This is a genomic window from Streptomyces sp. NBC_01803 (assembly GCF_035917415.1).
Taxonomy (GTDB): domain Bacteria; phylum Actinomycetota; class Actinomycetes; order Streptomycetales; family Streptomycetaceae; genus Streptomyces.
Window position 1 is genome coordinate 2,755,830 of record NZ_CP109073.1, and the last position, 25,903, is coordinate 2,781,732.

At 71.9% G+C, this 25,903-nt stretch carries 24 protein-coding genes; 11 read left to right on the forward strand and 13 right to left on the reverse strand.

The features are described from left to right. Position 1 precedes the first annotated feature (1 nt). Both OIE51_RS12085 and OIE51_RS12090 read left to right on the forward strand, forming a co-directional pair. Entirely contained in the window at positions 2 to 1,000 is a 999-nt protein-coding gene (locus tag OIE51_RS12085; RefSeq protein ID WP_326597633.1) for an inorganic phosphate transporter, read from the forward strand. A gap of 169 nt (positions 1,001 to 1,169) precedes the next feature. Further along, positions 1,170 to 4,475 carry a S8 family serine peptidase gene (locus tag OIE51_RS12090; RefSeq protein WP_326597635.1) on the forward strand — a complete coding sequence of 1,102 codons (3,306 nt, stop codon included), beginning with the start codon at positions 1,170 to 1,172 and terminating at the stop codon, positions 4,473 to 4,475. A 36-nt stretch (positions 4,476 to 4,511) separates the two neighbouring features. Here OIE51_RS12090 and pstB read toward each other — a convergent pair whose 3' ends face one another. The 4 genes from pstB to pstS are packed head-to-tail and all read right to left on the reverse strand — an operon-like array spanning position 4,512 to position 8,464. After that, on the reverse strand, positions 4,512 to 5,291 hold the full coding sequence (gene pstB / locus OIE51_RS12095) for a phosphate ABC transporter ATP-binding protein PstB (RefSeq protein ID WP_326597636.1): 780 nt from the start codon (positions 5,289 to 5,291) through the stop codon (positions 4,512 to 4,514). A gap of 38 nt (positions 5,292 to 5,329) precedes the next feature. After that, a complete protein-coding gene (pstA, locus tag OIE51_RS12100; RefSeq protein WP_326597638.1) occupies positions 5,330 to 6,406 on the reverse strand; it encodes a phosphate ABC transporter permease PstA in 1,077 nt (358 codons plus the stop codon). After that, entirely contained in the window at positions 6,403 to 7,350 is a 948-nt protein-coding gene (gene pstC / locus OIE51_RS12105; protein WP_326597640.1) for a phosphate ABC transporter permease subunit PstC, read from the reverse strand. The genes pstA and pstC overlap by 4 nt, the downstream gene beginning before the upstream one ends. A gap of 13 nt (positions 7,351 to 7,363) precedes the next feature. Beyond that, the gene (gene pstS / locus OIE51_RS12110; protein ID WP_326597642.1) at positions 7,364 to 8,464 is read right to left on the reverse strand and encodes a phosphate ABC transporter substrate-binding protein PstS; all 1,101 of its coding nucleotides are present in this window, start codon (positions 8,462 to 8,464) and stop codon (positions 7,364 to 7,366) included. 196 nt (positions 8,465 to 8,660) lie between these two features. Between pstS and OIE51_RS12115 the strand changes: the two genes are divergently transcribed. After that, positions 8,661 to 9,005, forward strand: coding sequence for a metal-sensitive transcriptional regulator (locus tag OIE51_RS12115; protein WP_326597644.1), 345 nt, complete (start codon positions 8,661 to 8,663; stop codon positions 9,003 to 9,005). A 43-nt stretch (positions 9,006 to 9,048) separates the two neighbouring features. On the opposite strand, the gene OIE51_RS12120 is transcribed toward OIE51_RS12115, so the two are convergent. Then, positions 9,049 to 9,888, reverse strand: coding sequence for a hypothetical protein (locus OIE51_RS12120; protein ID WP_326597646.1), 840 nt, complete (start codon positions 9,886 to 9,888; stop codon positions 9,049 to 9,051). A gap of 112 nt (positions 9,889 to 10,000) precedes the next feature. Between OIE51_RS12120 and OIE51_RS12125 the strand changes: the two genes are divergently transcribed. After that, positions 10,001 to 10,189 (forward strand): hypothetical protein, encoded by a 189-nt coding sequence (locus OIE51_RS12125; protein WP_326597647.1) that lies wholly within the window; start codon positions 10,001 to 10,003, stop codon positions 10,187 to 10,189. Between the two features lie 224 nt (positions 10,190 to 10,413). On the opposite strand, the gene OIE51_RS12130 is transcribed toward OIE51_RS12125, so the two are convergent. From OIE51_RS12130 to OIE51_RS12140, 3 genes are all read right to left on the reverse strand, one after another. Continuing rightward, entirely contained in the window at positions 10,414 to 11,097 is a 684-nt protein-coding gene (locus OIE51_RS12130; protein ID WP_326597649.1) for a phosphatase PAP2 family protein, read from the reverse strand. A gap of 194 nt (positions 11,098 to 11,291) precedes the next feature. Continuing rightward, positions 11,292 to 12,269, reverse strand: coding sequence for a C40 family peptidase (locus OIE51_RS12135; RefSeq protein ID WP_326597651.1), 978 nt, complete (start codon positions 12,267 to 12,269; stop codon positions 11,292 to 11,294). Positions 12,270 to 12,273: 4 nt separating this feature from the next. Next, on the reverse strand, positions 12,274 to 13,872 hold the full coding sequence (locus tag OIE51_RS12140) for a serine/threonine-protein kinase (RefSeq protein WP_326597653.1): 1,599 nt from the start codon (positions 13,870 to 13,872) through the stop codon (positions 12,274 to 12,276). A gap of 102 nt (positions 13,873 to 13,974) precedes the next feature. On the opposite strand from OIE51_RS12140, the gene OIE51_RS12145 reads away from it, so the two are divergent. The 6 genes from OIE51_RS12145 (at position 13,975) to OIE51_RS12170 (ending at position 19,317) form a co-directional block, all read left to right on the forward strand. Further along, entirely contained in the window at positions 13,975 to 14,289 is a 315-nt protein-coding gene (locus tag OIE51_RS12145; RefSeq protein WP_326597655.1) for a type VII secretion target, read from the forward strand. Further along, positions 14,286 to 15,953 carry a hypothetical protein gene (locus tag OIE51_RS12150; RefSeq protein ID WP_326597657.1) on the forward strand — a complete coding sequence of 556 codons (1,668 nt, stop codon included), beginning with the start codon at positions 14,286 to 14,288 and terminating at the stop codon, positions 15,951 to 15,953. The genes OIE51_RS12145 and OIE51_RS12150 overlap by 4 nt, the downstream gene beginning before the upstream one ends. Before the next feature lie 136 nt (positions 15,954 to 16,089). Further along, on the forward strand, positions 16,090 to 16,395 hold the full coding sequence (locus tag OIE51_RS12155; RefSeq protein ID WP_326600609.1) for a hypothetical protein: 306 nt from the start codon (positions 16,090 to 16,092) through the stop codon (positions 16,393 to 16,395). Positions 16,396 to 16,425: 30 nt separating this feature from the next. Continuing rightward, positions 16,426 to 17,535 (forward strand): PQQ-dependent sugar dehydrogenase, encoded by a 1,110-nt coding sequence (locus OIE51_RS12160; RefSeq protein WP_326597659.1) that lies wholly within the window; start codon positions 16,426 to 16,428, stop codon positions 17,533 to 17,535. 610 nt (positions 17,536 to 18,145) lie between these two features. Then, positions 18,146 to 18,373 carry a DUF397 domain-containing protein gene (locus OIE51_RS12165; RefSeq protein WP_326597661.1) on the forward strand — a complete coding sequence of 76 codons (228 nt, stop codon included), beginning with the start codon at positions 18,146 to 18,148 and terminating at the stop codon, positions 18,371 to 18,373. Beyond that, positions 18,370 to 19,317 carry an isopenicillin N synthase family dioxygenase gene (locus tag OIE51_RS12170; protein WP_326597663.1) on the forward strand — a complete coding sequence of 316 codons (948 nt, stop codon included), beginning with the start codon at positions 18,370 to 18,372 and terminating at the stop codon, positions 19,315 to 19,317. Before OIE51_RS12165 ends, OIE51_RS12170 begins: the two co-directional genes overlap by 4 nt. 22 nt (positions 19,318 to 19,339) lie before the next feature. Here the strand turns inward: OIE51_RS12170 and mqnP are convergent, their stop codons facing one another. Together mqnP and OIE51_RS12180 are read right to left on the reverse strand one after the other, a co-directional pair. Beyond that, positions 19,340 to 20,257 (reverse strand): menaquinone biosynthesis prenyltransferase MqnP, encoded by a 918-nt coding sequence (mqnP, locus tag OIE51_RS12175; RefSeq protein WP_326597664.1) that lies wholly within the window; start codon positions 20,255 to 20,257, stop codon positions 19,340 to 19,342. Beyond that, positions 20,254 to 21,705, reverse strand: a complete 1,452-nt coding sequence (locus tag OIE51_RS12180; protein ID WP_326597665.1) for a menaquinone biosynthesis decarboxylase — start codon at positions 21,703 to 21,705, stop codon at positions 20,254 to 20,256. The genes mqnP and OIE51_RS12180 overlap by 4 nt, the downstream gene beginning before the upstream one ends. Positions 21,706 to 21,790: 85 nt before the next feature. On the opposite strand from OIE51_RS12180, the gene OIE51_RS12185 reads away from it, so the two are divergent. Continuing rightward, complete coding sequence (locus tag OIE51_RS12185; RefSeq protein ID WP_326597666.1) at positions 21,791 to 22,201, forward strand: PLD nuclease N-terminal domain-containing protein; 411 nt, start codon at positions 21,791 to 21,793, stop codon at positions 22,199 to 22,201. A gap of 27 nt (positions 22,202 to 22,228) precedes the next feature. Here OIE51_RS12185 and ccsB read toward each other — a convergent pair whose 3' ends face one another. Genes ccsB through OIE51_RS12200 form a run of 3 tightly spaced genes read right to left on the reverse strand, consistent with a single transcriptional unit; the run spans position 22,229 to position 25,898 of the window. Then, positions 22,229 to 23,317: a c-type cytochrome biogenesis protein CcsB gene (gene ccsB / locus OIE51_RS12190; protein WP_326597667.1), complete on the reverse strand. Its 1,089-nt coding sequence runs from the start codon at positions 23,315 to 23,317 to the stop codon at positions 22,229 to 22,231. Then, complete coding sequence (resB, locus tag OIE51_RS12195; RefSeq protein WP_326597668.1) at positions 23,314 to 25,140, reverse strand: cytochrome c biogenesis protein ResB; 1,827 nt, start codon at positions 25,138 to 25,140, stop codon at positions 23,314 to 23,316. The genes ccsB and resB overlap by 4 nt, the downstream gene beginning before the upstream one ends. Positions 25,141 to 25,154: 14 nt before the next feature. Then, on the reverse strand, positions 25,155 to 25,898 hold the full coding sequence (locus OIE51_RS12200; protein ID WP_326597669.1) for a cytochrome c biogenesis CcdA family protein: 744 nt from the start codon (positions 25,896 to 25,898) through the stop codon (positions 25,155 to 25,157). Positions 25,899 to 25,903 lie beyond the last annotated feature (5 nt).

Sequence of the window (25,903 nt, forward strand, 5' to 3'; positions counted from 1 at the left end):
GGTGGAAACGTTTTCACTGCTGGTCGTGATCGGCGCGGCGTTCTTCTTCACCTACACCAACGGCTTCCACGACTCCGCCAACGCCATCGCGACCTCCATCTCCACCCGGGCGCTCACCCCGCGGATCGCGCTCGCCATGGCCGCCTTCATGAACATGGCCGGCGCCTTCCTCGGCAGCGGCGTCGCCAGGACCGTCAGCGAGGGCCTGATCGAGACGCCCACCGGTGAGGAGGGCATGACCATCCTCTTCGCCGCCCTGCTCGGCGCGATCACCTGGAACCTCGTGGCCTGGTACCTCGGGCTGCCGTCGTCCTCCTCGCACGCGCTCTTCGGCGGCCTGGTCGGCGCCGCCCTGGCCGGCACCTCCACCGTCCACTGGGACGGCGTGCTGACGAAGATCGTGCTGCCCATGATCCTCTCCCCCGTCCTCGGTCTGATCCTCGGCTACCTGCTGATGGTCGCCCTCCTGTGGACCTTCCGCCGGGCCGACCCACACGTCGCCCAGCGCCGCTTCCGCATGGCGCAGACCGTCTCGGCCGCGGGCATGGCCCTGGGCCACGGGCTCCAGGACGCCCAGAAGACGATGGGCGTGGTGGTGATGGCTCTGGTCATCGCGGATGTGCAGGACGACGCGGGCAGCATCCCGATCTGGGTCAAGGTCTCCTGCGCGCTGATGCTCTCGCTCGGCACCTACGCCGGCGGCTGGCGCATCATGCGGACGCTGGGCCGCCGCATCATCGAGCTGGACCCGCCCCGCGGCTTCGCCGCCGAGACGACGGCGGCGTCCGTGCTCTACGTCGCCTCGTACATCTTCTACGCGCCCATCTCGACCACCCATGTGATCACGGCCGCGATCATGGGCTCCGGTGCCACCCGCGGGGTCCGGGCGGTGCGCTGGGGCGTGGCGAAGAACATCGTGACGGGCTGGGTCATCACCATGCCGGCCGCCGCCGCCGTGGCCGCGCTGGGCTACGCGGTGGTCCGTCTGCTGTTCGACTGAAACATCACAACTTTCTCACTTCTCACACGAGCCGCTTCCTCTCCGTTCGACGTCTAACCGGAGGGGGGCGCACGGTGATGTGCGTCCCCGTCACCTCAGGTTAGGGGAGACCTTGATAGGCAAACCGAAGAGTGCGCGGCGGGGGGCGACGGCCGTCGCCTGCGCGGCCGTGGTCGTGACACTGACCGCCGGATTAATAGCACCGGCCGCCGCGCGGAGCGGGGCGACGGGGGAAGCGGGCGGGTCCGGCCCCGGTTCCGGGGCCGCGGGGGCCCAGCGCGTCACGCTCATCACGGGCGATCACGTCGTGGTGGCCCGCGGGGGCGAGGTCACGGGCCTCGTCCGCGCCGAGGGACGCGAATCCGTCCCGGTGCGGATCATGAGGATCGGCGACGCCACGCACGTCATCCCACAGGACGTGATGCCGCTCATCGCGGACGGCACGCTGGACCAACGGCTGTTCAACGTCACCGAGCTGAGCCGGGAGCAGTACCGTTCCGCCGACGGCCTGCCGTTGATCGTCACCTACTCCGGGCGGGCCGCGCGGGCGGACGCCGCCCAGGCCGAGCTGTACGGGGCGGCCGGTGACGACGGCACCACCACGCTCAACGCCATCAACGGCGAGGCCCTGACCGTTCAGGGCGACGAGATCACCGCCGTCTGGGAGGCCCTGACCGGCGCCGCCTCCGGCGAGCGGACCCTCGCCGCCACCCCAGGCATCGCCACCATCGCCCTGGACGGCATCGCCACCAAGACTCTGGACGAGAGTGTCGCGCAGATCGGCGCCCCCGAGGCGTGGGAGGCCGGCTACGACGGTGAGGGCGCCACCATCGCCGTCCTCGACACCGGCATCAGCGCGGAGCACCCCGACCTCGCGGGCGGCAAGGTGATCGCCGAGCAGAACTTCTCGGACGCCGCCGACGCCGAGGACCGCGACGGCCACGGCACCCACGTGGCCTCCACGGCCGCCGGCACCGGAGCGCACTCGGACGGCCGCTACAGCGGCGTCGCGCCCGGCGCCAACCTCATCAACGGCAAGGTGCTGGACGACTACGGCTCCGGCTGGGAGTCGGACATCATCGAGGGCATGCAGTGGGCCGTCGACCAGGGCGCCGACGTCGTCAGCATGAGTCTGGGCGGCTTCGCCGGCCCCGAGATCGACCCGATGGAGCAGGCCGTCAACACGCTGTCGGCCGAGTCCGACGCGCTGTTCGTCATCGCGGCCGGCAACTCGGGCCCGGAGCCCGGCACGATCGGCAGCCCCGGCACCGCCGACGCCGCGCTCACCCTGGGCGCGGTCGACAAGTCCGACGTCCTCGCCGACTTCTCCTCCGTCGGCCCCCGGTCGCGCGACGGCGGGCTCAAGCCCGATGTGACCGCACCCGGCGTGGACATCACCGCGGCGGGCGCCGAGGGCGCCTCCATCTGGGAGTACGGCACCCCGGCCGCCGAGGACGGCTATGTCGCGATCTCAGGCACCTCCATGGCGACGCCGCACGCGGCCGGCGCCGCGGCGCTGCTCGCCCAGGCCCACCCGGACTGGACGGGCGAGCAGATCAAGTCCGCGCTGACCGGCTCGGCCGTCACCGGCGAGGGCTACGGCGCGTTCCAGCAGGGCGCGGGCCGGATCGACGTGCCCGCGGCGATCGAGCAGACTGTCATCGCCGAACAGTCCTCCCTCAGCTTCGGCACCGTGCCGTGGCCGCACGAGGACGCCGACCCGGTCACCAGGGAGCTGACCTACCGCAACCTGGACGAGACCGACGTCACCCTCCAGCTCGACGCGAGCGGCCTCGACCCCGAGGGCAACGCGGCGCCCGAGGGCATGTTCACCCTGGGCGCCGACGAGGTGACCGTTCCGGCGGGCGGCACCGCCACCGTCGAGGTCTCGGCCGACACGAGCGTCGGCGGCGACGTGTACGGCGCGTACAGCCTGTACCTGACCGCCACCGGCGACGGCGGGGAGAGCGTCACCACGGCCGGCGCGGTGGAACGCGAGGAGCGGATGTTCGAGCTCACCGTCGACGTCACCGACCGCTCCGGCGCCCCGGCCACCGACTGGTGGGCGACGGTGATCGACGCGGAGACCTTCCAGTTCTACGACATCTACGGCGACGAGGGCACCAGCTCCGGCTCGGTCCGCCTGCCGGCCGGCGAGTACCAGGTCGAGACCAACGTCGTCGACCCCGGTGAGGAGGACTGGAACGGTCTCGACTGGCTGGTGGCGCCGAACCTGGCGCTCACCGAGGACACCACCCTGGATGCCGACGCCCGCGACGCGGAGGCCATCGAGATGACGGTGGCCGACACCCGGGCCGAACAGACCGACCTGACCGTCGGATACCGGGTCGTCAACGAGGACGCGTACTCCTTCGACTCCTCATGGAGCGCGGCCGGGCTGCCCGGCGGCTTCCGCACCGCGCAGATCGGCGAGGGCGGCGGCACCGCCGACATCTCCGGCTACGCCAGCACCACCTGGGAACGCGGCAACCGCCAGTACTACTCCGTGGACACCCGGGAGGACTCCTTCTACACGGGTCTGACCGACCACATCGGAAGCGGCGACTTCGCCCGCATCACCACCCGGGAGGGCGCGTCGCTGCCCGGCCAGCGCGGAGTGCTGTTCACGTTCTCGTCCGAGGTCGGCTCGGCCTCGGCGATGACGCACGAACTGCCGCACACCACCGAGGTCTACGTGGAGGCCGGCACCGGCCAGTGGTCGCAGGAGTTCATGCAGGAGAACGACGAGGTGTTCGCCTCGGCGGGCGGCTGGACGGACTACGAGACCTACCGGCCGCGGATCCGCTACGCGGAGACGTTCAACGTCGGCGTCTTCGGCCCCGCCTTCGGCCCGGCCAACGGGCTCTTCCGCACGGGTGACGTCATCAGCGGCTGGATCTCCCCGTTCAGCGACGGCGAGGGCCATCTGGGGTACAGCGTGGTCGACAGCTCCCAGACGATCCTGTATCGCGACGGCGAGGTGTACGCCACGGCGGAGGACATCATCGACTACGTCGAGTTCGAGGTGCCGTCCGACGAGGCCGAGTACGAGCTGGTGACCACCGCCAGCCGTGACCCGGAGCAGTCGTACGCGGCGGCCGACGTCTCGACGGAGGTCACCGCGGCCTACACCTTCACCTCCGCCGGGGTCGGCGAGGAGGAGACGGTCTCGCTGCCCGCGTCCGCCGTCCGGTTCACGCCCCGGCTGAACGACGACAGCACCGCGGCGGCCCGCAGGACCGTCGACGTCCCGGTCACCGTCCAGGGCTCGGCCGCCGGCCGGAACCTGGACTCCCTGACCGTGTCGGTCTCCTACGACCACGGCCGGACCTGGACCGACGTCGAGGTGAAGCGCGGCAAGATCCGGATCACCAACCCGAAGGCCGGCCGCACGGTCTCCTTCCGCGCCGAGGTCGAGGACAAGCAGGGCAACACCCTGACCCAGACCATCATCGACGCCTACCGCACCGTCTGATGAACGGCTAGCACGTCCCGCGTCTCGGGCCGCTTCTCACCCGAAGCGGCCCGAGATGTAGTCCTCGGTCGCCTGCACCGACGGGTTGGAGAAGATCTTGTGGGTCGAGTCGACCTCGATGAGCTTCCCCGGCTGCCCGATCGCCGACAGGTTGAAGAAGGCGGTGCGGTCCGAGACACGGGCCGCCTGCTGCATGTTGTGCGTGACGATGACGATCGTGTACTGGGTCTTCAGCTTGTCGATCAGGTCCTCGATGGCCAGGGTCGAGATCGGGTCCAGCGCGGAGCACGGCTCGTCCATCAGCAGCACCTCGGGCTCCACGGCCGTGGCGCGGGCGATGCACAGCCGCTGCTGCTGACCGCCGGAGAGCCCGGAGCCGGGCTTGTTGAGGCGGTCCTTCACCTCGTTCCAGAGGTTCGCGGCGCGCAGGTTCTTCTCCACGATGTCGTCCAGCTCGGGCTTGCGGTAGGAGACGCCGTTGAGCTTCAGCCCGGCCGCCACGTTGTCGTAGATGGACATGGTGGGGAACGGGTTGGGCCGCTGGAAGACCATCCCGACCGTCCGGCGCACGGAGACCGGGTCCACGCCGGGGCCGTAGAGGTCCTCGTCGTCCAGCAGCACCTTGCCGTCGACGCGCCCGCCCGGGGTGACCTCGTGCATGCGGTTGAGGGTGCGCAGGAAGGTCGACTTGCCGCAGCCGGACGGGCCGATGAAGGCGGTCACGGACCGGGGCTCCACGTGCAGCGTGATGTCGTCGATCGCCTTGTGCGTGCCGTAGTAGGCGGTCAGTCCGCTGACCTCGATGCGCTTGGCCATGATGGGGACTTCTCTTTCTTCTTCTCTCGTCGCTCTCGTCAGCGGCCGGTCTTGGGGGCCTTCCAGCGGGCGATGCCGCGGGCGACCAGGTTGAGGATCATGACGAACGCGATCAGGACGAGGGCGGCGGCCCAGGCGCGGTCGTACGCCTGCTCGGTCCCGTACCCCCACTGCTCGTAGACGAACAGTGGCAGGGAGGACTGCGCCCCTTCGAACGCATTGCCGTTGATCATCTGATTGCCGAAGACGAGCAGCAGAATCGGCGCGGTCTCGCCGGCGATCCGGGCCAGGGCCAGCATCACGCCGGTGGTGATGCCACCGATCGAGGTCGGCAGCACGACCTTCAGGATCGTCCGCCACTTCGGCACACCCAGCGCGAGCGCCGACTCGCGCAGCTCGTTGGGGACGAGCTTGAGCATCTCCTCGGTGGAGCGGACCACGATCGGCATCATGAGGATCGCCAGCGCCATCGCCCCGGCGAAGCCCGAGTACCCGAAGTCGAGCATCATGATCCACAGGCTGAGGATGAACAGGCCGGCCACGATGGACGGGATGCCGGTCATCACGTCCACGAAGAAGGTGATGGTCTTCGCCAGCTTGCCGCGCCCGTACTCGACCAGGTAGACGGCCGTGAGCAGGCCGATCGGGATGGCGATGAGGGAGGCGATCAGCACCTGCTCGACGGTGCCCAGCAGGGCGTGGTAGATGCCACCGCCGTCCTGCCAGCTCAGCACGCCGTTCATGGAGTGGGTCAGGAAGTACCAGCTCACGCCGGGCACGCCCCGGGCGACCGTCTCCCAGACGAGGGAGGCCAGCGGCAGCACCGCGAGAATGAAGCTCGCCCAGACCAGGATGGCGGCCATCCGGTCCCTGGCGTACCGGCGGCCCTCTATCGCGGCGGACAGGCCGTAGGTGGCGGTGATGAAGACCAGCGCCGCGATCAGGCCCCACTGCGCGCGGCTGTCGAGCCGGCCGACGAGCCCGGCCGTGGCACCGGCCGCGAGGGAGCCGACGACCAGCGCGGCGGTGGCCCAGCGCGGCAGCCGGGGCGGCCGGAGGGTGGCCCGGCCGGGGCCGACGGGCGTGCGGCGGACGGTCACATCGATGTCGGTCATGCGTTGGCCCCCGAGTACTCCCGGCGGCGGGCGATGATCAGCCGCGCCGCGCCGTTGACCAGCAGGGTGAGAAGGAAGAGGACGAGGCCGGAGGCGATGAGCGCGTCACGGCCGGTGGAGCCGGCCTCCTTGAACTGGCTGGCGATGTTCTGCGCGAACGTGCCGCCGCCGGACTCCAGCAGGCTGGGGTCGATCAGGAAGCTCGGCGAGAGCACGGTGGCCACGGCCATCGTCTCGCCCAGCGCCCGGCCGAGGCCGAGCATCGAGGCGCTGATCACGCCGGAGCGGCCGAAGGGCAGGACGGTCATGCGGACGACCTCCCAGCGGGTGGCGCCGAGGGCGAGCGCGGCCTCCTGGTTGGCCTTGGGGGTCTGGAGGAAGACCTCGCGGGTGACGCTGGTGATGATCGGCAGGATCATGATGGCGAGCAGGATGCCGACGGTCATCAGGGAGCGGGCGGGCGTGCCGTCGTAGGCGAGGACGCCGGTCCAGCCGAAGAACTGGTCGAGCCAGAGGAACAGGCCGGTCATGTGCGGCACCAGGTAGAGCGCGCCCCACAGGCCGTAGATGATGCTCGGCACGGCGGCCAGCAGGTCCACGACGTAGCCGATGGTGGTGGCCAGCCGGCGCGGCGCGTAGTGCGAGATGAACAGCGCGATCCCGACCGCGACCGGCACGGCCAGCGCCATGGCGATGACCGAGCTGACGACGGTGCCGAAGAGCAGGACGGCGATACCGAAGACGGGCGGGTCGGCGTTGGCGTCCCACTCGAAGGTGGTGAGGAAGTTCCCCTCGTCCTCGCCGATCGCGACCACGGCGCGGATGGCGAGGAAGACGGCGATCGCGGCCATGATCACCAGCAGCGCGATCCCCGACCCCTTGGACAGGGTGCTGAACACCCGGTCGCCGAGGCGCGTGTCGGTGTTCTTCTTCGTGGCGGGCATACCGTTCCCGGTCTCAGGCCAGCGCGTCGATGCGCCGGCGCACCTGCTGGATGATGTCGTCGGAGATCGGCGCGTAGTCGATCTCGGCGAGGGCGCGCTGTCCCTCCTCACCGGCCGCGTACCCCAGGAAGGCCCGGGTGAGGTCCAGCGTGCCCGGGGCGTTCCCCCGGTCGCAGACGATCTCGTACGTCACCAGGACGATCGGGTAGACGCCCCTCTCGCGGGTGGCGGAGTCGAGCTCCAGGGCCAGATCGCCCCCGGTGCCGACGAGATCGGCCTCGGCGATGGCGTTGGAGGCGTTCTCCACGGTGGCTTCGACGGGCTCGTCGGCACCGGTGTCGACGCGGACGGTGTCGATGCCGTTCTGGTGGGCGTAGGACAGCTCGAAGTACGAGATGGCGCCCTCGTTCTGCTGGACCATGCCGACCAGCCCGGAGGAGCCCTCGGCGGACTGGCCGCCGGAGCCCTTCCATGCCTTGTCCGGCTCGTACGGCCAGGCGTCGGGGGCGGCGGTGTGCAGGTAGGAGGTGAAGTTGTCGGTGGTGCCCGAGCCGTCGGAGCGGTGGAACGGGGTGATCGGGATGTCCGGCAGCTCGGCGTCCGGGTTGAGCTCGGCGATGGCCGGATCGTTCCACCGGCGGATCTCGGAGTCGAAGATCCGGGCCAGGGTGGCGGAGTCGAGGACGAGGTCGTCGACGCCGGGAACGTGGTAGCCGACGGCGATGGGCCCGGCGAGCATCGGAAGGTGAACGGCCTGGCCGCCGTCGCGGCAGACGGAACGCGACTCGTCCACCTCGCCCTCGGTGAGCCGCGAGTCGGTGCCGGCGAAGGCGGTGGTGCCCTGGAGGAACTCCTGCACCCCGGCCCCGGAGCCGGTCGCCTTGTAGTTGATCTGGCTGCCGTCACAGTTGGCCTGGTAGGTGTTCACCCAGACCTCCATGGCGTTGGACTGGGCGCTCGACCCGGAGGCGAGCAGCGTGCCGCCGGGGCCGCAGTCGAGATCCTCCAGCGAGAAGTCCACCGCGCCGGAAAGGCCGGAGTTGTCGTCCGTTCCACAGGCAGTGAGGGCGACCAGAGCGCCGGAGACCAGCACCGCGCCGAGGCGTAGCGTCACTGTCGTTCCGTCCTTCCCGTTAGCCGCTCGGTTCCGAAAGTAGGCAGATCAGGTGAATCAGCCGACGGTTATAAGTGAATAGAAGATGAACAGGGCAGGCGTACGGGGCCGCCCGGGGCTGCACCATACTGCCTGCCCCGTCGTCCATTCGTTACGCTATACCCAGCAGGGGTATAAGAGTCCCAGGAGGACCGAAATGACCACGTTTGACACGGTCGCGGCGGCGGGGAAAGCACCGGTGGCCGGCGGCCCACAGGGCCCCCACGGCTACAGCAAGGAGAAGGACTCGCACCTCAAGCGGCTCCGCCGCATCGAGGGGCAGATCCGCGGGCTCCAGCGCATGGTCGAGGAGGACGTCTACTGCATCGACATACTGACGCAGGTCTCCGCCTCCACCAAGGCCCTCCAGTCGTTCGCCCTCCAGCTTCTGGAGGAGCACCTGCGGCACTGCGTGGCGCACGCCGCGGAGAAGGGCGGCCCCGGCATCGACGAGAAGGTCGAGGAGGCCACGGCGGCCATCGCCCGCATGCTCAGGACGTGAGGCCGCCGGTCCGGGGAGGGCGGCGGGAAGCCCGGGACGGGCGTCAGGCCACGGCCCCGGCGTACACGTCCCCGGCCTCGGGCAGCGCGACCGCCACCGGCACCCCGAAATCGTGCAGCGTCACGGTGGAGGCGACGTCGACCCCCGCGGCGTCGCCCGCGTAGCTGAACTGGTGGCGGACCTTCCGCAGCAGGCCCCGGTCGTCGAGGAAGGCGTCGAACGGGACCTCCGTCTCCGAGAAGCCGTCCAGCGCGGCGCTGAGCTGCCGCCGGGAGTGCTCCGAGCGGGTCGCCTCCGCCGCCGCCGCGATGTCGGTCACCCCGCGGAAATGGCGCAGCGTCTCGCCGTGCACCGTGGCCTCGCCGAGGTCGTCGGCGGTCCGCACCCCGCGCAGCAGCTCGGCGGCCGTGATCGGGTCGGTGGCGCCGCCGGTCACCAGATTCCCGTCGGGCAGCGAGGCGATGTCGACACGCACCCACTTGTCGGCGGGGACGCCCGCGCCCCGGTTCTTCATGTAGAGCAGGCCCGGCACGAAGATCTCGGTGACCGGCTCGCCCTCCGGCAGGGTGACGCGCAGCTCACCGACGCGCTCGGCATAGTCGAAGCCGCCCTCACCGTGGATGGTGATGCGGGTGCCGCCCGAGGCCATGTGCATCGCGGTGTGCGCCTGCGAGGTGCCGGACTCCGCGAGCAGGTCGGCGGCCCGGCGGATGATCTCCTCGGCACCGGCACCGGCACCGGCACCCCCGCTCGCGCCGGCCCGCTCGTCCTCGGCGGCGGCGCCCGTGCCCGCGCAGCCGGCGACGGCGAGCAGAGCGGCGAGCAGAGCGGCGAGCAGAGCGGCGAGCGGCCCGGCGCGGCCCGCGCCTCCCGGGGCGATCACGTTCCCTCGCGCGCGCCGCCACACCGCCATGGTCTGCCGACACCCCCAAACAACCGTCGTTTCGGACTTGTCCCCCCTAACGACTCCTCGCGGCGGCCGTTACGGTGGTGGGGTGCATGAGCAGGGTGAAGCCGAGCCGCCGCCGCCCGCCTCCACGAGGGCCGAGCACCAAGTCACTCTCACCGAGCGCGGGCCCTTCATCGCCCCGCGATGTATCTGCGGCTGGTACGGCCCGGCCCGCCGCTCCCGCCCGCTCGCGCGGACCGAGGCGGCGGCGCACCTGGCCGGCACCGTCGCGTAGCCGCCGGGCCGCCGGTCCCCGGGTCGGACACGGCGGGGGTCCGTCGTCAAAGGGGGCGTCAGGCCGCCCCCGGCGTCTGGCGTGCGATCGCAAGGCGCCGGATCGTCCTCGGACGCCTGGGGGTCCCCCGGACGGGGTCTGGGGGAGTACGTGGGCGATTCGGCGACGCGGACGAGCGTGCGTGCCAGGCGTCGGGGGCAGGGCGGCCTCGTCGACGACGGGCCCTAGGCGGCGAGCCCGCGCTCGGGCGTCTGCTGTCCCCGCGGCGTCGACGGACACCCGTCGGCGGCCGGTCGGCGCGCGATCCAGCCCAGGCCCCGGGTCCTGGCGCAGAGCGCGACCAGCGGCGTCAGCGCCGCCATGGCGAGGGGCGCGAGCAGCAGCGCGACGGCGGCGCCGAGGGCGAAGCCGCCGATGACGTCGGTGGGGTAGTGCACGCCGAGCATGACGCGAACGAAGCCCTGGAGCACCGCCAGCCCGAAGACGGCGAGGCCGAGAGCGCGGTGCACGAGGAAGAGCGCCACCGCGATCGCCATGGCGGCACCGGCGTGGTCGCTGACGAACGAGTGCCCGTCGTTGCCCTCGACCAGGACGTGCAGGTCCGGATAGGTGTCGACCGGCCGGGGCCGGGCGACGAAGCCGCGGATGGGCACGTTGACGAGATGGGCGATCCCGGCGGCGAGCCCCGCCCAGAGCACCCCGGCCACGGCCTGCGCGGCGTCGGGCCGACGGCGCAGCAGCGCCCAGGCGGTGATCAGGAGCAGCGCCAGCGCGGCCGGGATGCCGCGCTGGCCGACGAAGACCAGGACGCTCTCGGCGCCGCCGGGGAGCCGCTCGGCGAGGCCGTTGAGATCGTAGAGGACGTCCAGCTCGACGTCCGGATTATCGAGTTGATCGAGTCCAGCCATGTGCCGTCGCGGGCCCTTCAGGCGTGGGGGTCCCCACCGGGGCAGGCGGGGAAGAGGAGCCCCTGTTCCGGTACAGGTAACGTCAACTATTTCCCCGTGTGCGCCGATGTCCATCGAAAGGCGGCGTCGGTGTTATCGAACAGCAACGCTGGGCGGCAGGTGAACACGGAAGCTTTGGCCAAGGCTTTACGGGATCACGCCGTCGGCCGGGTGGCTCCGAAGTAGTCGGGCGAGTCGATCGGGTCGAACCGGATGACGGCACCGGTGTACGGCGCGTTGATCATGTACCCGCCGCCGACATAGAGGCCGACGTGGTGGATGCTGCGCGGATCGTTCAGGTCGTAGGCGAAGAAGACCAGATCCCCCGGCAGCAGCTCGTCCCGGTCCGGGTGCGGCCCGGCGTTCCACTGATCGTTGGCGACGCGCGGGAGCTCGATGTCGACCGAGTCGTAGGCGGCCTTGGTCAGTCCGGAGCAGTCGAACCGCCCGCCCTCCTCGGGCGTGCCGTCACCGCCCCACAGATACGGCGTCCCCAGCTTCTCCTGCGCGAAGTGCACGGCCCCGGCGGCCTGCTCCAGCGGGGGCAGCCGCTGCTCGGCGGGGACGGCGGCGAAGCTGGTCTCCGCCTCGCGGATGATGCGGACGTAGTTCTGCGTCTCGGTGTAGGGCGGCACGCCGCCGTACTGGATCACCGCGTAGGGGCCCGCGTTGTAGGCCGCCAGCATGTTGTCCACCGGGTCCCCGGGGACGTCCTCGACGTACCCGGCGAGCGCGCAGTCGTAGACGGCGGCGGAGGGGATGGCGTCCTCCGGGTCCCAGACGTTGGCCTCGCCGTCGCCGTTGGCGTCGATGCCGTGGGTCGCCCAGGTGCTGGGGATGAACTGGGCTATGCCCTGGGCGTTGGCACCGCTCGTCTGGTCGACGAGGAAGCCGCTCTCCTGGTTGAGCTGGGCGGCCAGCAGCGCCGGGCTGAGGGTGTCGCAGTAGGCGCCCCACCGCTGCACCAGGGCCACGTACTCCTCCGGCACGGTGTTGCTCGCCAGTTGGCCGCCGCCGCGCCCGTCGCCGCCGACCAGGCCGACGCCGGCGCTGTAGACGCCGACGACCAGCAGGGCCATGAAGCCGGCCAGCCCGCCGAAGCCGAGGCCGACCACCAGAAGGACCTTCTTCATGCGCTCACCCTCCCCCGGGCACGGTGAAACCGTCGCAGCCGATGCTCGCCGCGTCGTCCGGCGCGCGGACGTGATAGAGGATCACGGTCCAGTCGCCCGCCATGTCCCGCAGGGGGACGGCGCCGGGGAAGTCGTCGGGATACGTGACGTATCGCCACTCCACGGGATCCCCTTCGAACAAGTCGTAGCTCTCGCTGGAGAAGACCAGATCCTGCCCCGAGGAGCCCGTGGTGTCGGACGTCCGGGGGCGGCGCACCGCCGCGGCGACATGATACGGAGCCTCCCCTTGGCCGAGATCCGCCTTCAGCCGCCAGCCGATCCGCACCGTGTCGCCGGCCGCTTCCCTCGTGTGACTCCACTGGAACTGGTCAAGACTCTCCTCGGCCGCCTGCAGGCAGTATCCCGCGTTGGAGTCCCAGATATTCGCGGTGCTGAAGTCGGCGTTCAGGCGCGGAGGTTCGCCGGACTGGAGGTCCGGGGCCCCGTCGTCCTCCCCGGTCCCGCCGTCGTCCTCCGGCGGCGCCGGCTCGACGCCGATCAGATCCGTCGTCTCCAGGGCTCCCGGGTCCTCCGCCGTCCCGTCGTCGCCCCCGCCCTCCGGGAGGAGGATCAACGTCGTCGCCGTCGCGATCGCCGCGACGGCCAGGGCCGTCGCCAGCACGCCCCGGCCCCGGCCCCGGCGGGCCGGGAAGGGCGAGCCATGGCCCGGGGGGACCAGGCCGGCCGTCGTGGCGGCCCGCAGATCGGCCGGGGGCGGCTCGGCGCCCGCGGTCAGCGCGCGGTACGCCGGAACGTCCGCGAGCGCCCAGTCGACACCGCAGCGCCGGATCACCTCCCGCGGCGACGGCCGCCGCGCGGGGTCGCGCGCCACGCACGCGCGGATCAGCGCCGCCAGCCCCGGGTGCACGCCGTCCACGTCGATCTCGCCGTGCACCACCCGGTAGCTGACGGCGGGCCACTCGCCGTCGCCGTACGGCTGTCTGCCGGTGGCCGCCGCGGCCAGCGTCGCGCCCAGCGCGAACACGTCGGCCGCCGGCCCCGCCGCCGAGCCCGTCAGCACCTCGGGCGCGGCGTAGCCGGGCGTGCCGGGCGCCTGTCCGGTCCGGGTGAGCCGCGTGAGGTCGGCCGCCCGCGCTATGCCGAAGTCGATCAGCCGGGGCCCGGCGGGCGACAGGATCACGTTGTGCGGCTTCACGTCCCGGTGCACGACGCCCTGGTCGTGCACCACCGCCAGCGCCTCGGCCAGCGCGGCGAACAGCCCGGTGCACAGCTCGGGCGCCAGCGGGGCCTCCCTCGTGGCCCGCAGCAGCGTCGGCCCCGGCACGAACTCGGTGGCCAGCCAGTACGGCGGCGCGTCGAGCGCGGCGCCGATCAGATCGGCCGTATAGGCGCCGCGCACCGCCCGCACGGTCGCCACCTCGCGCCGGAACCGGGCCAGCGCGTCCGGGTCGTCGGCGATGTCCTCCCGGATCACCTTGACCGCCACCAGGATCCCGCCCGGCGACCGTCCCAGATACACCCGCCCCATGCCGCCGGCGCCGAGCCGGGCCAACAGCGTGAACTCCCCGATCGCGGCGGGGTCCTGGCTACGCAACGGCTCCACGCGCACTACTGTGCCGCATCCGCCGGACCGTCGGCGTGCGCCGGTCCCCGCCCTTCGGTACGGTGGGGCGCCCACCGGAGCCCTGAGTGAAGGGATGACTACATGACGTCACAAGCCGACGTCGACACCGCCACGTTGCGCCGCCTCGCCCGCCACGCCGACACGCTCCACGAGCAACTGAACGCGGTGCTCCCCCGGTTGCGCGCGGACGCCGATGGCGGTGGCACCGGACGGCACGGCACGGCCGAGCTGGCGTCCGCACACGCCCTGCGGCGGGTGCGGGCGAGCTGGGCGGAGCGGCTCACCGCCGTGCAGGCCGAATGCGCGCGGCTGCGGGACGGGTTCACGTTCGCCGCCACCGCCTCCGACCGCGCCGATGAGCGGGCCGATGAGCGGGCCGAGGGCTCTCTCCGGTGATCACCGTTCCCCAACTGCGTGACATGCTGCCCCAGTCGTTCGCGGCCGAGGCGGCCCGCTGGGGCGCGACGGCCCAGTGGGCGGAGGAGGCGTGGCGGTTCGTCGAGGGCCGGATGCTCGCCGCGGACCCGCCGCCGGACGACGAGGCGGCCACCGCCGCCCGTGACCGGCTGCGGCTGCTGTCCGACAACTGCCGGTACGCGCGGGCCCGGTGCGGGCTGGTCGAGACAGCCCTCACCGGTCTGGCCGAGGAGCTGACCGAGGCGCGGACGAGCCTGCGCGCGGCGCTGGACGAGGCGGCGGAGCTCGGCTACGAGGTCACGGACGACGGCGGCCTCCGCCATCCCGCTCCGGCCGCCGCCGTCGCCTCCTCCGGCATCGGCCACCGCGCGACCGCCACGGGCCTGGCCCAGCGCATCGCCGCCGCCCTGCGCCGCGCGGAGGAGACGGACGCCCGTTACGCCCCCGCGCTCGCCGAGCTGACGGCCGCCCCGGGCTTCCCCGGCGCCCCCGCCGTCCCAGACGGCCACCCGCCGCGCGCCAACCGCGCCTGGTGGGACGGCCTGTCACCACAGGAGCGCGACGCCCTGCTGACCGTCCGCCCCGCCCGGATCGGCGCCCTCGACGGCCTCCCGGCCACGGTGCGGGACCGGGCGAACCGTTCCGTGCTGGAGCTGATCGACGCCGAATCCGCGGACTCCGCGCGGTGGCCGGCGGGGATCGCGGTCCTCCGCGCGCGCCTCGACCGGCGCGGCGCGGGGGGCCCGCCGCCGGCGTTCCTGCTGGCGTTCTCCACGGACGGCCCCGGCCGGGCGGTCATCGCCAACGGCGACCCCGACACGGCGGCCCGCACGGCGGTCGTCGTCCCGGCCCCCGGAGCGGGCCTGGACACCGTCGCCGAGGAGCTGTCGCACGCGACCGACCTGTGGCGGCACGTCCAGCAACTGACGCCGGGCGAGCGGGTCTCCACGGTCACCTGGCTCGGCGATCCCCTCGCGCCCGCCGCGCTGCGCGACTTCACGGCCGGTCTGCGGGCCGCGCGCAGAGCCTCCGGGCCCGGCCGCATCACGCTCATCGGCCAGGGCCACGCCACCGGAAGCCTCGCCCGGCAGGCGTGGCAGGTGGTCGGCGCACCGGGCGAAGTTCCGGACGAGAGCGAGGAGACCGACGCGAACGACGACGTTCCGGCCGGTGTCGCGCGCCCGGCACCGGCCGTGAAGTCCGTGCCGGCGGCGCGCGCGGAGGCGCGGAGCCTGTCCAGCGAGATCCTGGACGTCATCGCGGTCCGGGGCACCGTGAGCGAGCCGGGGCCCGGTGTCTCCCTGGACCGCCCCCGCTCCCCCGGCGGCACGGATCCGGAGCGCCACCGGACCTACCGGATGCGCCACCCCTGGTCCCTCTCCGGAGTGCCGCGCGAGGCGCTGGAAGCGGGCCTTGACCGGCTGCGCCGCGAACTCCCGGAGCGCGGCTGGGAGATCGTCGAGGACGGCGAGCAGCCCAACGCCCACCGCTCCCCGCGCCTTCTCCTCGCGCACCCCGGCACCGGATACACCGTGGACGCCACCCTGGCGGGCGGGCCGGGCGAAGAGCCGCTGCTCACCCTGAGCTTCGTCTCCGCCGCCTTCCGCACCCCCGAAGGGGAGAGCCCGCGCGGACAGTTCTGAATATCCCTCCCGCACCACCCGTACCACCAACCCCACGTGTGCGGAAACCTCCGCCCAGGCGTTCACACCCCGTCAGTGCGGCGTGGCACAATCCGGATGGTGGGCGGTTTAAGAAGCCAGTTGGGCGGTGAGTTCGGTGGATGATGAACAGCAGGACGACATCAACAACATCATCGGTGGTATTGCCCCTGACTGGGGCCCCTTCGGTGAGGTTGGGGACCAGGCACGGACGATGATCCAGGTGATCATGGCCATGGCCATCCTGATCTGCCTCGGCATCGCCATCTGGGGCGCGGCCAAGCAGCGGATCGGGTCGACCGCGATGCGGGACTCCTTCAGCGCCGAGCAGGGCAAGGGCCTGATCGTGGCCGGGCTGACGGGCGTGTTCATCATCGGATCGCTCGGCACGCTGTTCACCATCATCTACGGCATGTCCATCTAGGGCATGCCCACTTAGGGAAGTCGGCTGCGCATGCGGGGATGGCGCGTCGCACGTCGCGTCGCGACGGTCGTGGCGGTGGGGGCCCTGGCCGCCGGCTGTGCGGTCGGGCCCGCCGCCCACCGCGCGGACCAGGAGGCGCCCCGGGCGTCCTCGGATCCGTCGGGCGACGGATCCGAGGACCCCGATCCCGGCCGGGAGTCGGGGGAAACGGGTACGCCGCCCGAGGAGTCGGAGCAGCCGGCACCCGAGCCGGAGCCTGCTCCCGCGCGCGGCTCGGCCGAGATCGCCGAGACACCGGCCGAGGGACTGGGCGACGGCCTGTGCTGCGTCGCCGAGCTGCCCGACGGCGATCTCCTCGTCGGCTCCCGGGCCACCGGCGCCGTCTCCCGGGTGAGTCGGGACGACGGGACCACGACCGGCCTCGGCACGGTGCAGGGCGGGTTGCTCGGGCTCGCGGTGCGGCCCGCGCCCGAGGACGCCGACGACGTCACCGTCTTCGCCTACGTCACACAGTCCGCCGGCAGCCGTGTCGTCGCCCACCGGTACTACCCGGGCCGCGCCGACGGCCAGCAGTGGGGCAGCGCGGGCGGCACCCTGCTCCCGGACCTGCCGCTGGCCGAGGCCCGCAACGGCGGCGCGCTCGCCTTCGGCCCGGACGGCATGCTGTATGTCGGCACGGGCGACGCCGGGCAGCCGGGGCTGGCCACGGACGGCGAGTCCCAGGCGGGCAAGGTGCTGCGGATGGAGCCGGACGGCGGCATCCCCGACGACAACCCGACCGCCGGCTCCTATGTCTACTCCTCGGGCCACGCCGACGTGCGCGGCCTTGCCTGGGACGGCGACCGCCTGTGGGCGCTGGACGCGGGCGCGGTCCAGTCCATCGTGCCAGGCGGCGAGCCCCGCACCGTCTGGGAGCCGGCGGACGGGACGCCGACCGCGCTGGCCGCCGCGGCCGGCTCGTTGTGGGTGCCGGACGACGCCGACCGCCTCTGGCGCCTCCCGCTGGACGGCACGTCCCTCGTCGCCGAGCCGCAGCCGTTGCTCGAAGGCGAGCTGACCGGCGCGGACGGGATCGCCCCGGCCGGCGCCGGCCTGTGGGCCCTGGCGGGCGGCGCCCTGCACCGCCTCGACGTCTCCTGATCCCGCGAAGTTCCCGGCCCCCCGGACGCCGCTTGCGCCGCCTCAAGCGTGTCGCGGAACCGCCGGATGGCTCGTCGATCCCCTTCCGGGACGCCTTCGAGAGCAGGTCGACAGCCACACCACATCGGCGCATAAGGGGCCGGGCATCGCCTTCGATCACGGCCGGAATGGTCCCTCTCCCGGCTTCCGCGACGCGCCTGAAGGGCTGTCCCGCAATCCAGCGGCGCCGCCCTCTGGCACCGCCGCGGAGGACAGTGTGTACCGATGTACGCCGATTCGGCCAGCGGGCGCAGAAGCCTCATGCAGCCTCAAGTCGGACCCATGCGGCGCGGTTCCACCCTTGCGGGACAGCCCTGAGGTCCGTCTCCAAAAGGGGGCGTCCGGCCCGCCCACGGGGTCTGGTGCGTGCGAGCGCGAGGCGCCGGATCGTCCTGGACGCATGACTCCCCCCGGCCGGAGTCGGGGGGAGTACGTGGGCGATTCGGCGACGCGGCGAGCGTGCGTGCCAGGCATCGGGGGCAGGGCGGCCTCTTCGACGACGGGCCCTAGTAGCGTGTGAGGTGTCGGAGCGGGAGTGAGAGGCACGTCACACGAGGACGGAGGACGGGGCATGCCCCAGATCAACGCTGACCGGCTGGAGTGGATCCGGGCCGAGGTCGAGGACGGCAGCGACGAGCATTGCTTCGAGGTGGCCGCGGGCGAAGGGGACCTGATCCATATCCGGCAGACCGACGAGCCCGACCGGATCGTCACGACCACCCGCGCCAAGTGGCACGCCTTCGTGCTCGGGGTGCGGAACAACGAGTTCGACCACTTCGTCGAGGACGTCGCCGGATGATCCCCGTCGTCGATCTGCGCCTCTGGCGCGCGGGCGGACCGCACGAGCGGCGGGCCATCGCCGCCGAAGTCGACCGGGCCCTCATGTCCGCCGGCTTCCTCCTCGTCACCGGCCACGGCGTCGATCCGGACCTGCGCACCGGCATCCGCTCCGCCGCCCGGCGGTTCTTCGCGCTGCCCGAGGAGGCCAAACAGCCCTACGCCGTCCGCGTCGGCGGGCGCGGCTGGCTCGGCCCCGGAGCCGAGGCCAACGGATATGCCGAGGGCACGCCGACGCCTCCCGACCTCAAGGAGTCCTGGTCGTTCGCCGCCGAGGAGCCGACCGGTGACCCGGCCGTGGACGCCGAGTGGTTCCGGCCGAACGTCTGGCCGACCGAAGTGCCCGAGTTGCGCGCGCTGGTGACGGAGTATCTCGGGCGGATGCGGGCCCTGTCCGACGAGGTGCTCGGGCTGCTCGCCGCCGCCCTCGGCGGGCCGGCGGAGCTGTTCACCCGCCACACCGGCCACCCCACCTGGGGCTTCAACCTCAACTGGTACCCGGCCCGCGAGACGACCGGCGAGCCGCGGCCCGGCCAGTTCCGGATCGGGCCGCACACGGACTTCGGCACCGTCACCGTCCTGGACCGGCAGCACGGCAAGGGCGGCCTCCAGGTATTCACCGACCGGTGGGAGGACGCGCCCTATGACCCGGCCGCGCTCACCGTCAATATCGGGGACCTGATGGCCCGCTGGACCGGCGACCGCTGGCGCTCCGGTCGCCACCGCGTCCTGCCGCCGCCCGCCGACGCGCCCGCCGAGGAGCTGATGTCGCTGGTGTACTTCTACGAATGCGACCCCGGCACCCGCGTCGAGTCACTGCCCGCGCCGGTCGGCCGCGTCCGCCACGAGCCCGTCGACAGCCACGTCTACCTGCGCGCGAAGCTGGACGCCATCACGGTCGGCTGAGCCGCGCCGCGCGTCGGCCGACCTAGACGCCCAGCCCCCGGACGGCCAGGTCGGCCAGCGCGAAGACGAACAGGCTGATCCCGACGAAGCCGTTGACCGTGAAGAACGCGCGGTTGACCCGGCTCAGGTCGTCCGGCCCGACGATCGCGTGCTCGTAGACGAACGCCGCCGCGACCACCGCCAGCCCCGCCCACAGCAGTGGCCCGCCGTCGGTGACCAGCGCGTACCAGACCAGCAGCGCCATGGTCACGGCGTGGCAGGCCCGCGCGCCGTACAGCGCGCCCGCGACGCCGAAGCGCGCGGGCACCGAGCGGACGCCCTGGACGCGGTCGGCGGCCACGTCCTGGCAGGCGTAGATGAGGTCGAAGCCGCCGATCCACAGGCCCACCGCCAGGCCCAGGATCGCCGCGTCCCACGACCAGGCCCCGGTCACCGCGAGCCAGCCGCCGATCGGGCCCATCGCCTGGGCCACCCCGAGGATGGCGTGCGGAAAGTCCGTGAACCGCTTGCCGTACGGGTAGACGACCATCGGCACCACCGCGACCGGGGCCAGCGCCAGGCACAGCGGGTTCAGCAGGGCGGTGGCGGCGATGAAGACGGCCAGCGCGACCAGCGCGCCGGTCCACGCGGTGCGCACCGACACGGCGCCGGTGACCAGCTCACGCCCGGCCGTGCGGGGGTTCCGGGCGTCGATCTCCCGGTCGATGATCCGGTTGGCCGCCATGGCGAACGTGCGCAGCCCGACCATGGCGACGGTGACCAGGACCAGCTCGCCCCAGTGCACCGACTCGTCGTCCAGCCGCATCGCCGTCAGCGCGGCGATGTAGGCGAACGGCAGGGCGAAGACGGAGTGCTCGATCATCACCAGTCCGAGGAACGCCCGGACCCGTCCGGGACCCGACGGTCCGTGGCCGCCCTCGGTGACCGCCGGTGCCGTCACAGCCCGTACTCCTTCCAGCGGCGGGTCACCTGTTCGGCGGTCGCCGGGTCGGAGACGATCATGGACGGCCAGCCGCCGTCGCGCGTGTAGCCCTCCTCGGGCCACTTGGCGGTGGCGTCGACGCCCGCCTTGCCACCCCAGAACTGCTGGTAGGAGGCGTGGTCCAAGTGGTCGACCGGGCCGGAGGTGAGCAGCAGGTCGCGGGCGTAGTCCACGTTCCCGAACGCCCGCCAGGCCACCTCGTGCAGATCGTGCACGTCGCAGTCGGCGTCGACCACGATGATCAGCTTGGTCAGCGACATCATGTGCGCGCCCCAGACCGCCGACATCACCTTCTGCGCGTGCTTCGGGTACTTCTTGTCGATCGAGACGATCGCGCAGTTGTGGAAGCCACCGGCCTCGGGCAGGTGGTAGTCCACGATGTCCGGGATGATGATCTTCAGCAGCGGCAGGAAGAACCGTTCCGTCGCACGGCCCAGCGGCCCGTCCTCGGTCGGCGGGCGGCCCACGACGATCGACTGGAACAGCGGGTTCTTCCGCGTCGTGACGCAGTCGATCGTCAGCGCGGGGAACGGCTCCCGCGGCGTGTAGAAGCCGGTGTGGTCGCCGAACGGCCCCTCCGGCAGCATCGTGCCCGGCTCCAGCCAGCCCTCCAGCACCACCTCGGCGTGGGCCGGGACCTGGAGCGGCACGGTCAGGCAGTCCACCAGCTCCACCCGCTTGCCCTGGACGAAGCCCGCGAACAGATACTCGTCGATATCACCGGGCAGCGGCGCGGTCGAGGCGTACGTCACGGCCGGCGGGCAGCCGAACGCGATCGCCACCGGCAGCCTCTCGCCGCGCCGGGCGGCGACCTGGTAGTGGTTGCGGCTGTCCTTGTGGATCTGCCAGTGCATGCCGATCGTGCGCCGGTCATGGCGCTGGAGCCGGTAGAGGCCGAGGTTGCGGATGCCGGTCTCGGGGTCCTTGGTGTGGGTCAGGCCGAGGTTGAAGAACGAGCCGCCGTCCTCGGGCCAGGTGAAGAGGGCGGGCAGGGCCGTCAGGTCCACCTCGTCGCCCTTGAGGACAATCTCCTGCACGGGCGCGTGCTTGACCTTCTTCGGCGGCACGTGCGATATCGCGCCGAGCTTGCCGAAAGCCTCCCGCATTCCGACGAATCCCTGGGGGAGCTCGGGTTTCAGCAGTCCGGCGATCTTCTCGCCGATCTCGCCGTACGAAGCGAGGCCCAGCGCTTTCAGCATGCGGCGGTCGGTACCGAAGACGTTCATGGCCAGGGGCAGGTCGGATCCCTTCACCTTCTCGAAGAGGAGCGCCGGGCCGCCTGATTTGTTCACCCTGTCGGTGATCTCCCCCACCTCCAGGTGAGGGTCGACCTCGGCCTTGACCCGCTTGAGGTCGCCGTCCCGTTCCAGGGCCTTGAGCAGGGAACGGAGATCGTCGTATGCCATGCCGGTCAGTATTCCGGACGCATTACCCTGGCCTGGTAAGGGGGCCGCACACCGGCCCGGTCCGTCTCGCCCCGGGGGGACTACCATGCTGAGGGTGCTGTTTCTTCTGGTGCCGCTAGCGCTGGCCATTTACGCCCTGGTGGACTGCATCAGCTCCAAGGACGAGGAGATCAAGCATCTCCCCAAGCTGATCTGGATCCTGCTGATCGTGCTGGCGTGGGTCATCGGGCCGCTCGCCTGGATCTTCGTGGGCCGCGAGCGCGGTGTCCCCGGCCGGGGCGGAGCGGCGCGCCGCGGCTCCGGCGGCTGGGTCGCCCCCGACGACAACCCCGAGTTCCTGCGCTCGCTGAACGACGAACGGCCGCGCGGGGACGACCGGCGCGAGGACCGGCAGCGGGACCAGGAGCTCCTGGAGGACTGGGAAGAGGACCTCCGTCGCCGCGAGGAGGAGCTGCGCCGCCGCGACGGCGACGACGAGAACCCGTCCGGCGGCTGACACCGCCGCCGGACGGGGGCGGCCCGGTCAGACGCCGCCGTAGGAGTGCAGGCTGTCGAAGAAGATGTTGACGCCGTAGTAGTTGACGATGAAGCAGACGAACCCGGCGATGCCCAGGTAGGCGGCCTTCCGGCCCTTCCAGCCGACCGTCGCGCGGGCGTGCAGGTAGCAGGCGTAGGCGACCCAGGTGATGAACGCCCAGACCTCCTTCGGGTCCCAGCCCCAGTACCGGCCCCAGGCGTACTCGGCCCAGATCGCGCCCGCGATGATCGTGAACGTCCAGACCGGGAAGACCGCCGCGTTGATCCGGTAGGCGAACTTGTCGAGCGTGACCGACGAGGGCAGCCGTTCCATCACGGACGCCGTCACCGCGCGCGGCGTGCCGCCGGCGGCGACCTTCGCCTCGTAGCGGTCGCGGAAGAGGAAGAGAACGCTGGTCACCGCGCCCAGGTAGAACAGGCCGCCGCAGATGATCGCCAGCGGGACGTGGATCCACATCCAGATCGAGTCGAGCGCCGGCTCCAGCCGCGTGCTCTCGGTGTAGAGCACGGTGACGGCCAGACCGAGGTCGAGCAGGACGGTGGTGACCAGCGGCAGGCCCAGCCAGCGGACGTCGCGCTTGGCGAGGAGGAAGCCGAGGAACGCGCCGACGACGACGGCCGAGAAGGCGGTGGAGAACTCGTACATGTTGCCCCAGGGCCCGCGCGAGACGGACAGGGCCCGGCACAGCACGCCGCCGAAGTGGAGCAGGAACGCCAGGGTGGTGAGCGACACGGCGATCCGGCCGTACATGTCGCCCTGCTCGTCGCCGCCCGCCGCGCCCGGACCGTCGGGGATCGCGTCGCGGGCCGGGGCCGAGGAGCGGGTCACGACCTCGGGGCGTTCCAGCACGCTGGTGGTGCCGTTCTTCCGCACGGTGACGACGGGCCGCCGTGCCACCGCGGCGGCGGCCTCCTCCGACGCCGACAGCGCGGCGGCGGTGCGGGCCACCTTGCTGCGGCTGCCGAAGATCCACTCGGCGGTATAGGCGAGGAACGCCAGGGCGTAGACGGCCATCGACGCGTAGATCAGCATGTCGCTGAAATCGGCGAGGCCCTCGTTGGCGGCGAGGATCATGGACGTGCTCCTTCCGCGGCTGCGGATTGGGCTGGGTCTTCGGATGCGGCGGGGTCTCCGGACGCCGCGGGGTCTCCGGACGCGGCGGAGTCTTCGGACTCCGGGGGAACGAGCGGTGCGTCCGGCTGGAGCCGGGCCGCGAGATCGGCCAGCTCCTCGGGGATCTTGGCGGACTCGGTGCGGCCGAGCGACGCCATCTCGACGACGGTGCGGCCGTCGTCCCCGGCGTACGCCCGCACCCATACGCGGCGGCGCTGGAGCAGCAGGGAGAGGGCGAGCCCGGCGACAGCGGTGAGCGCGCCGCCCAGGGCCCAGTCGTTGCCCGCCTTGGTGGTGATCTGGAACGTCGCCCAGTTCTCGAAGCCCTCGTAGGTGATGGTGCCCATGTCGTCGGGCAGCTCGAAGGACTCGCCGGGCAGCAGATTGAAGCGGACCGGCTCGCCGGAGGCGTCCCGGAACTGCTCCATGTTCGTGGTGTCGAGCTGGTAGACGTTCTGCGGCAGGCCCGAGTTGACGCCCAGGTCGCCGTGGTAGGCGTTGAGCGTGAGGACCGGGAGGTCGGGCTCGGGGAACGTCGAGTGCGGCCCGCGCACGTCGTCGAGAGCGAAGCTGGGGTTGAAGAAGCCCTGGAAGCCGAGCTGGTCGGGCTCGCCGTCCGGGCCGACGTAGTCGCTGACCTTGATCACGCCGGTCGAGCTGAGCGCCTGGTCCTGCGGGAGGAACGGCACCGGGCCGCTGAACGCCGTCTGGCCCTGCCCGTCGGTGACGGTGACGACCGGGGCGTAGCCGTGGCCGAGAAGCCGGATGCGGGCGTCGCCGACGTGCACCGGGTGGTTGACCTCGATCGACGTCTCCTTCTCCGGGCCGTCGGCCATCCAGTAGTGGATGTCGGCGCGGAACTCGGTGGCGGTGCCGAGATCGACGCTGTCGCGCGAGTAGTTGGCGTGGAACTCGTCGAGCGTGAACCCGAAGGGCTCCAGGTCGTCCACGTCGAAGAGCGAACCGGACTCGAAGTCGTCGTACTGGATGAGGGAGTTGGCGAAGCCCTCCCCGGTGACCATCAGCTTGCCGCCCTCGGCGTAGTAGAGCCGGCCGGCGGCGAACGCGACGAGCATCACGATCAGCGCGAGGTGGAAGAGCAGGTTCCCGGCCTCCCGCAGATATCCCTTCTCGGCGGCGACATGGGCGCCGCCGGGACCGTCGTCGCGGTGGACGCGGAACCGCTTGCGCCGCAGCACGCCGTGCGCGGCCTCCAGCACCCGGTCGGGCTCGGCGTCGGTACGCCAGGTCGTGTACGCGGGCATCCGGGTCAGACGGCGCGGGGCGCGCGGCGGGCGGGCCCGGAGCTGGCCGATGAACTGCCAGGTCCGGGGCACGATGCAGCCGATCAGGGAGACGAACAGCAGGGTGTAGATCGCGGAGAACCACACCGAGGAGTAGACGTCGAAGAGCTGGAGCCCGTCGTAGAAGCCGGACAGATCCTCGTTGTTCGCCCGGAACTCCTGGGCGAGGGTCGCGTCCACCTCGTCCTGCGGGATCAGCGAGCCGGGGATCGAGGCGAGGGCGAGGAGGAAGAGCAGGATCAGGGCGACCCGCATGGACGTGAGCTGCCGCCAGGTCCAGCGCGCCCAGCCGGTCAGCTCGCGCAGCAGCCAGCGGGCCGAGCCGAGCGCGCCCGGACCGCGCGGGCCGCCGAACGAGCCCGGCACGGCGGTGCCCGCGTCGGCCGGCTCCTCCTCCTGCGACGGCGCGGTGGACAGTCCGGCCACGGCCGTCGCCTCGTCCGACCGGCTCTCCGTCTGGGTCGTGCTGTCGTTGGCCATACCCGCCATACCTGTCAGATCCAAACGCCGAAGTCGGAGGACCAGATCTGCATCTCGTACACCATGTCGGCCCAGGCGCCGGTGACGAGGAGCAGTCCGGTGACGATCAGCATGCCGCCGCCCAGCCGCATGACCCAGACATAGTGCCGCTTCACCCAGCCGAACGCGCCGAGGGTACGGCGGAAGGCGAGCGCCGCCACGATGAACGGCAGCCCGAGGCCCATGCAGTAGACAAAGGTGAGCAGCGCGCCGCGCGCCGCCGTGGCCTCGCTGAACGCCAGGAACTGCACGGCGCCCAGCGTCGGCCCGATGCACGGCGTCCAGCCGATGCCGAAGACGACACCGAGCATGGGCGCGCCGACCAGCCCGACGCCGGGCTTGACGTGGAAGCGGAACTCCCGGCCGCCCAGCCGGGGCAGCAGCCCGGCGAACATCACGCCGAGCAGGATCGTCAGCGCCCCGAAGATCCGGCTGAGGGTCTCCTGGTGCTCCAGCAGCTCGGAGCCCATGCCGCCGAAGAGGGCGCCGGTGGAGACGAAGACGGCCGAGAAGCCGAGCACGAAGAGCAGGGCGCCGAGGAACATCCGGCCACGCCTGGCGTCCTTGAGGTCCGCGCCGCCGACGCCGGTCACATAGGACAGGTAGCCGGGGACCAGCGGCAGCACGCAGGGCGAGAAGAACGACACCAGGCCACCGAGCAGCGCCACGGGCAGTGCGAGAAGGAGCGCCCCGCTGAGAACCGTCTGGTTGTATTCCACGGCCG

Coding starts and splice junctions, on each gene's coding strand:
- OIE51_RS12165 (WP_326597661.1), top strand. CDS start 18,146: ATGCCCCAGATCAACGCTGACCGGCTGGAGTGGATCCGGGCCGAGGTC.
- ccsB (WP_326597667.1), bottom strand. CDS start 23,317: ATGATCCTCGCCGCCAACGAGGGCCTCGCCGATTTCAGCGACATGCTG.
- OIE51_RS12135 (WP_326597651.1), bottom strand. CDS start 12,269: ATGAAGAAGGTCCTTCTGGTGGTCGGCCTCGGCTTCGGCGGGCTGGCC.
- pstC (WP_326597640.1), bottom strand. CDS start 7,350: ATGCCCGCCACGAAGAAGAACACCGACACGCGCCTCGGCGACCGGGTG.
- resB (WP_326597668.1), bottom strand. CDS start 25,140: ATGGCCAACGACAGCACGACCCAGACGGAGAGCCGGTCGGACGAGGCG.
- OIE51_RS12115 (WP_326597644.1), top strand. CDS start 8,661: ATGACCACGTTTGACACGGTCGCGGCGGCGGGGAAAGCACCGGTGGCC.
- OIE51_RS12170 (WP_326597663.1), top strand. CDS start 18,370: ATGATCCCCGTCGTCGATCTGCGCCTCTGGCGCGCGGGCGGACCGCAC.
- pstA (WP_326597638.1), bottom strand. CDS start 6,406: ATGACCGACATCGATGTGACCGTCCGCCGCACGCCCGTCGGCCCCGGC.
- OIE51_RS12145 (WP_326597655.1), top strand. CDS start 13,975: ATGACGTCACAAGCCGACGTCGACACCGCCACGTTGCGCCGCCTCGCC.
- OIE51_RS12130 (WP_326597649.1), bottom strand. CDS start 11,097: ATGGCTGGACTCGATCAACTCGATAATCCGGACGTCGAGCTGGACGTC.
- OIE51_RS12160 (WP_326597659.1), top strand. CDS start 16,426: ATGCGGGGATGGCGCGTCGCACGTCGCGTCGCGACGGTCGTGGCGGTG.
- OIE51_RS12180 (WP_326597665.1), bottom strand. CDS start 21,705: ATGGCATACGACGATCTCCGTTCCCTGCTCAAGGCCCTGGAACGGGAC.
- pstB (WP_326597636.1), bottom strand. CDS start 5,291: ATGGCCAAGCGCATCGAGGTCAGCGGACTGACCGCCTACTACGGCACG.
- OIE51_RS12185 (WP_326597666.1), top strand. CDS start 21,791: ATGCTGAGGGTGCTGTTTCTTCTGGTGCCGCTAGCGCTGGCCATTTAC.